Genomic DNA, 6,052 nt, shown 5'->3' with positions numbered 1-6,052 from the left:
CCCGGCCCCCCCCCCGCCCCCGAAAACCCCCAAATGAAAAATGGACAAAGCACTCACTTACTGGGAGCTGAATCGACAGGTCAATCGCTTCGCCCATGCCCTCCGTTCCACGGGTTTTAATCTGGGCGATCGGATCGCCATCCTGCTGCCGAATATCCCCCAGTTCATCATCGCCTTTTATGGCGCTCTGAAAGCGGGCAGCGTGGCCGTGCTGATCCCTCCCCCGGAGAGCCCGGACGAATGGAAGCGTCAGATCGCCGAAAGCGCCGTTCACGCCCTGATCGCTCTGACCCCTCATGCGGATCTGGCGCGTTCCCTCCAGGTTCATCTGAACATTCCTCCCCCCACGAATATCTCTTGCCCATCCAGCGCCTCATCGGCGACGGCCGGATGGTGACGCCGGCGGACCTTGGGCTGTCGGCCCAGAGCTTCATAGAGTATGCCCTTTCCCTGAATGGGCGATGGGTAGCGATCGCCCTGGTCCGGGCCGGCCAGCCGCTGCGAGGACCGGAGGATCCGAAACGGGCATTGTGTCTGGCCGCTGGGGAGGATCTGCAAGCCGGATGGCTGGGGGAGGGCGTCTGGCTGGTGGGCCGGAATGCCGAGCCGCCGGCCGCCTTGCTGGAGGATCTGCGAGCCCGGGAGCTTTGGGCCTTGCGGCTGTCGCCGTCGCAAGGGACGCAAGGGGTTCTTCCCTCCTGTTGATTCCGGAAGCTCTTGTCGATGGGTCGGACGCGCTACAAACTTAGAATGGGGATATCCACCACGGCCTGGAGGCAAGATGATGTCAATCCTGGAACTGGATGGCGAACATTTGACCTTAGAGGATGTGGTGGCGGTGGCCCGGGAGCGCCGCCCGGTGGCCCTCGCCCCAGCGGCTTGGGCTCGCGTCCGGCGCAGCCGGGAGGCGGTGGATCGGTTGCTCGAGCGAGGAGTGGTGATTTACGGCGTGACCACCGGGTTTGGGCATCTGCGGAACATCCGGATCTCCCCGGAACAGGCATCGCTCCTTCAACACAACCTGCTTCAAAGCCATGCCGTGGGAGTAGGTCCGGAGCTCTCAGAGGAGCAGGTTCGAGCGATGATGGTGGCCCGATTGAACACTCTGGCCCGAGGTTATTCCGGAGTGCGCCCCGAGGTCCTTCAGCTCCTGGTGGAGATGCTGAACCGGGGTGTTCATCCGGTGGTTCCGGCTCAAGGCTCCCTGGGGGCGAGCGGGGATCTGGCCCCGCTGGCCCATATGGCGCTGCCGATGATCGGGTTGGGGGAAGCAATCGTGGACGGCCGGCGGATGCCGGGAGCGGAGGCGCTGGCAGCGGTGGGATTGGAGCCGTTGCGCCTGGAGGCCAAGGAGGGGCTGGCGCTGATCAACGGCACAGCCTTTATGGCCGGGTTGGGGGCTTTGATCACGTATGATGCGGAAGTCCTGGTGCAGACCGCCGACATTGTGGGCGCGATGACCCTGGAAGCGCTGGAAGGATCCGCCATGCCCTTTGATGAACGTCTGCATCGGGTGCGCCCGCATCCCCGACAGATGGATTGCGCGGCCTTCCTCGGGCAGCTGGTGGAGGGCAGTGAGCTGCTAAGCGATCCACGTAACCCCTCGCGGATCCAGGACGCCTATTCCCTGCGGTGCATGCCCCAGGTGCACGGAGCGGTGCGGGACGTGGTGGCTTACGCCCGCTGGGCCTTAGAGATTGAGCTGAACAGCGCGACGGACAACCCATTGATCTTCTGGGAAGAGGGCGACGAGGAACCGACCGTGCTTTCTGGAGGCAATTTCCACGGGGAATTGATCGCTTTGGCGATGGATTACTTAGCCATCGGGTTGACCGAGCTGGCCAACATCTCTGAGCGGCGGCTGAATCGGCTGCTGGATCCGGCGGAGAACGAAGGGCGCTATCCGCCCTTCCTGGCTCTCGAGCCGGGCCTGCATTCCGGGTTCATGCTGGTGCAGTATACAGCGGCAGCGCTGGCCTCTGAGAACAAGGTGCTGGCCCATCCAGCCAGTGTGGACACGATCCCTTCTTCGGCGGGGACGGAAGACCACGTCAGCATGGGGGCCACGGCGGTGCGCCATGCCGGGATGGTGCTGCGCAACACGCAACAGGTGGTCGCTGCGGAGCTGTTCGCTGCTGCTCAAGCCATCGATCTGCGCCGGCAGCAGGCCGGACGTCCTCTGCGCCTGGGCCGGGGAACAGAAGCGGCTTACCGGGTTCTCCGTCGCCACGTGCCATTCCTGGCCCGCGATACGGTGATGGCGCCATGGATGGAGCGAGCCTATCGCCTGGTGGCAGAGGGGGAGATCCTGCAGGCGGTGCGGGAAGCGCTTCGCGCACTCCCCACGAAAAACTGACTCCCTCTCTCCATGCCACGAAGCCGCACGGAGGGGAGGGGGAGGGCGATCCCTCCTCCCGGAGCCATGGCTTCATCCTCCCTTCGGAGCGACTACTGGGGAGTTCGGGGTAGATCTCTTTTTGCGATGCCTTCCTGGCCCCGTTATAATTCCACGTGACCGGTTCCAGGCCTGAAGACCTTCCGGAAACGTCGGATCAGCGATGGATTGAGGAGATCTATCGCTCCGAGGAGATGCTTCTGGAAGGGATGGGGCAGGCCAGCGATTCTGATTCTGGAGGAAATCGTCGGTGCGGATCACAACGGAGAACCTTCCGCAGCGCCAGGTGGTGTTGACCATTGAGGTCGATCCGGAGCGCGTGGAGAAGGCGATGCGTCAGGTGGCCCGGCGCTTCGCTGAGCGTTATGACATTCCCGGCTTCCGCCGTGGCAAAGCCCCCTATGAGATCGTGGTCCGGACCTTCGGTCGGGAAGCGATCTTCGAGGAGGCGGTGGAGATCCTGAGTCAGGAGGTCTACCGGGAGGCTCTGGATCAGCTGGGCCTGGATCCCTATGGACCGGGCCGGCTGGAACGGGTCGATCCAGAACCCCTGACGTTCCGCGTCATTGTCCCTCTGAAACCCGAGGTCCGGCTGGGAGATTATCGATCGTTGCGCCTGCCCTATGAACCGCCGGAGCCGACCGAGGAAGAGGTTATGGAAGTTCTCGAGCGGTTGCGGCGGGATCATGCCATCATCGAGCCGCTTTCAGAGGGCGTGGCGGAGCCGGGGATGATGGTCACGGTCGCCCTGCGGGCAAGCGATGCGGAAGGGAAGGTCGTTCTGGAGGATGAGTTCTCATTTGTGCTGGGCCAGGAAGAGCCTCCCCTGCCCGGGCTGGAGGAGCGGATCGCTGGCATGGCGGTCAACGAGACACGGACCTTCGAGCTGCCCTGGCCGGGGGACAAGCCCCGGGTTCTCCATGCGGAAGCCACCTTGATCGGGATCTCCCGATATTTGCTGCCGGATCTTGACGATGCCCTGGCCCAGACGATCGGCGATTTCGAGACCCTGGAGGAGCTGAAGGCGAAAATCCGTCAAGATCTCGTTGCTCACAAGCGCCGTCAGTATGATTCCGAGTATGCCGAACGGGCGCTGGAAACGCTGGTGGATCAGGCGGAGGTGGCGTTCCCGCCGCAGATGCTGGAGGAGGAGATCAATGAGCTGGTGGAGGATCTGGAAAACTTCCTCCGGCGGCGGGGGAAAGATCTGGAGAGCTATCTGAAAGAACGGAATCAGACCCTGGAGGCGTTGCGCGAAGAGTTCCGACCTCAGGCCGAGCGCCGGATTCGCCGGGGCCTGGTCCTTTACCAGCTGGCTCAGGAGGAAGGACTCTCTGTTCCTGAGGAGGTGGTGGAACAGGAGGCCCAGACATTGCGCCGGCGCGTCCAGGCATCCGAAGAGGCCTGGAAACATCTGGGACCGGAGGTGTCGGCGACCGTTCGATCGCGGCTCCTGGCCCGTCGGGCGCTGGAACGCCTGGTGGAGATCGCCCGGGGTGACCTGGGGATAACAGTGAAAGCGGAGCCAGCAGGTGAAGCGGAGGCTCCAGTGGTGGAAGGAGCGTCGGCTTCGGAGACCTTTGAGTAGGGGTTGCATGCCGGGCCTTTCCCCTGCATCCCGGGGCTGGACTGGCCCGGCCCAGCCTTAAGGATAAAGGGGGAAGGGCTCTTCCATCCCACAGAAGAGAAGTCTAGATAACAAATTGCATCCAGCCTGTTATGCGAATCCGGAAGGAGGATAGCGATGGCCCGTGGAGGATTGCCGGAGATGCTGATCCCAATGGTGATCGAGAACACGGGGCGCGGCGAGCGCGTTTACGATATCTACTCGCTGCTCCTCAAGGAGCGGATCATCTTCCTGGGGACGCCGATCACGGATCAGGTGGCCAACCTGGTGGTCGCTCAATTGCTCTATCTGGATCGGGAGGATCCAGAGGAGGAGATCCGCCTTTACATCAATTCGCCGGGCGGGTTGATCTATCCAGGGCTGGCGATCTACGATACGATGCAGCAGGTGCGCGCCCCGATCTCCACCATCGCGGTGGGCTGGACCGCCAGCATGGCCACGGTGCTTCTGGCGGCCGGCACCAAGGGCCGTCGCTTCGCCTTGCCGCATGCGACGATCCACATGCACCCGGCCGGCGGCGGCGTCCATGGCTATGCGCCGGATGTGGAGATCCAGTATAAAGAATTGATGCGGATGCAGAATCTGATCTTTGAGCTGCTGGCGCGCCATACCGGCCAGCCGGTAGAGCGTATCGCAGACGACTTCGATCGGGATTACTACATGTCGGCGGAGGAGGCTGTTCAATACGGGATTATCGATGAAGTGCTCAAGCCGCCGCCGCATAAGGAGCTCCCGCCGCCGACCCAGGCGGTCACCACCCCGGATGGCCGCAAGGAGTGAGGGATGCAACGCGCGCGCAGGGAGGCGCCCCGTTGCTCCTTCTGTCGGCGGGATCCTGACGAAACGGGCCGGCTCCTGGCCGGCCCGGATGGGGTTTATATCTGCGAGGGCTGCGTCGAGGCGAGTTATCGCCTCCTTCGGGGGGAGGGCAGGGATGCCCACTCCTCCCCGATTTTCCCCCATCGTCTTCCTTCCCCCCGTGAGATCTACGCCTATCTGGACCAGTATGTGGTAGGCCAGGATCGGGCCAAGCGGGTGCTTTCCGTGGCGGTTTACAATCACTATAAGCGGATCACCAGCGGAGGGCGGTGGGAGGATGTGGAGCTCGAGAAGAGCAACATCCTGCTCATCGGCCCCACCGGGTGCGGCAAGACCCTGCTGGCCCGCACCTTGGCGCGTTTCCTGGATGTTCCTTTCGCCATCGCCGATGCCACTTCATTGACAGAGGCCGGTTATGTGGGAGAGGATGTGGAGAACATCCTCCTCCGGCTGATCCAGGCCGCGGATTATGATCTGGCCCAGGCGGAGAAGGGGATTGTCTACATCGACGAGATCGATAAGATCGCCCGCAAATCCGGAGATAACCCCTCCATCACCCGCGATGTCTCCGGTGAGGGCGTGCAGCAGGCCCTCCTCAAGATCATCGAGGGAACCATCGCCAATGTCCCTCCTCAGGGCGGCCGCAAGCACCCGCACCAGGAGTTCATCCAGATCGACACCGCCAACATTCTGTTCATCTGCGGCGGTGCCTTCGAGGGGCTCTCCAGGATCATTGCCGAGCGTCTGCGGTTGCGAGGGCATATCGGATTCCCGGGCGAGGCCAGAGTTCGTGGGCGGGCTATGCTCTCCGAGGCCGAGCTGCTGCAGCAGGTGACCCCAGAGGATCTCATCCAGTTTGGGCTGATCCCCGAGCTGGTTGGCCGGCTGCCGGTGGTGATCCCGGTGGATCCGCTGGATCAGGAGGCGTTGAAGGCGGTGCTCACACGGCCGCGCAACGCCTTGGTGAAGCAGTTCCAGCGGCTGTTCGCTCTGGATAACGTGGAGCTGATCTTCACCCCGGACGCGATCGAGGCCGCCGCCGAGGAAGCGATGCGCCTGGGGACGGGCGCGCGGGCCCTGCGGTCGATCCTGGAGCGGGCGCTGCTGGATGTGATGTATGAGATCCCCTCTCACCCGCAGATTCGCCGCTGTATCGTCACCGCTGAGGCTATCCGAGGCCAAAGGTCCCCGTTGTTGCTGAACGAGTCCGG

At 63.2% G+C, this 6,052-nt stretch carries 6 protein-coding genes; all 6 read left to right on the top strand.

Features of this window, described 5'->3' with window-relative positions:
* Window positions 1-40: 40 nt before the first annotated feature.
* Window positions 41-397 carry an AMP-binding protein gene (locus NZM16_RS07470; RefSeq protein WP_295453416.1) on the top strand — a complete coding sequence of 119 codons (357 nt, stop codon included), beginning with the start codon at window positions 41-43 and terminating at the stop codon, window positions 395-397.
* A complete protein-coding gene (locus tag NZM16_RS07465; protein ID WP_295479665.1) occupies window positions 391-705 on the top strand; it encodes a hypothetical protein in 315 nt (104 codons plus the stop codon). Before NZM16_RS07470 ends, NZM16_RS07465 begins: the two co-directional genes overlap by 7 nt.
* Window positions 706-784: 79 nt before the next feature.
* Window positions 785-2,356 carry a histidine ammonia-lyase gene (gene hutH / locus NZM16_RS07460; protein ID WP_295453422.1) on the top strand — a complete coding sequence of 524 codons (1,572 nt, stop codon included), beginning with the start codon at window positions 785-787 and terminating at the stop codon, window positions 2,354-2,356.
* Window positions 2,357-2,645: 289 nt separating this feature from the next.
* The gene (tig, locus tag NZM16_RS07455; protein ID WP_295453424.1) at window positions 2,646-3,983 is read left to right on the top strand and encodes a trigger factor; all 1,338 of its coding nucleotides are present in this window, start codon (window positions 2,646-2,648) and stop codon (window positions 3,981-3,983) included.
* Window positions 3,984-4,139: 156 nt separating this feature from the next.
* Entirely contained in the window at window positions 4,140-4,802 is a 663-nt protein-coding gene (locus NZM16_RS07450; RefSeq protein ID WP_295453427.1) for a ClpP family protease, read from the top strand.
* 3 nt (window positions 4,803-4,805) lie between these two features.
* Window positions 4,806-6,052, top strand: a 1,247-nt coding sequence (gene clpX, locus NZM16_RS07445; protein ID WP_295479663.1) for an ATP-dependent Clp protease ATP-binding subunit ClpX, incomplete at its 3' end; no start/stop codon positions are given.

It is taken from the genome of Thermoflexus sp., assembly GCF_025055495.1.
GTDB lineage: Bacteria > Chloroflexota > Anaerolineae > Thermoflexales > Thermoflexaceae > Thermoflexus.
This window is presented reverse-complemented; position numbering and strand designations above follow the sequence as displayed.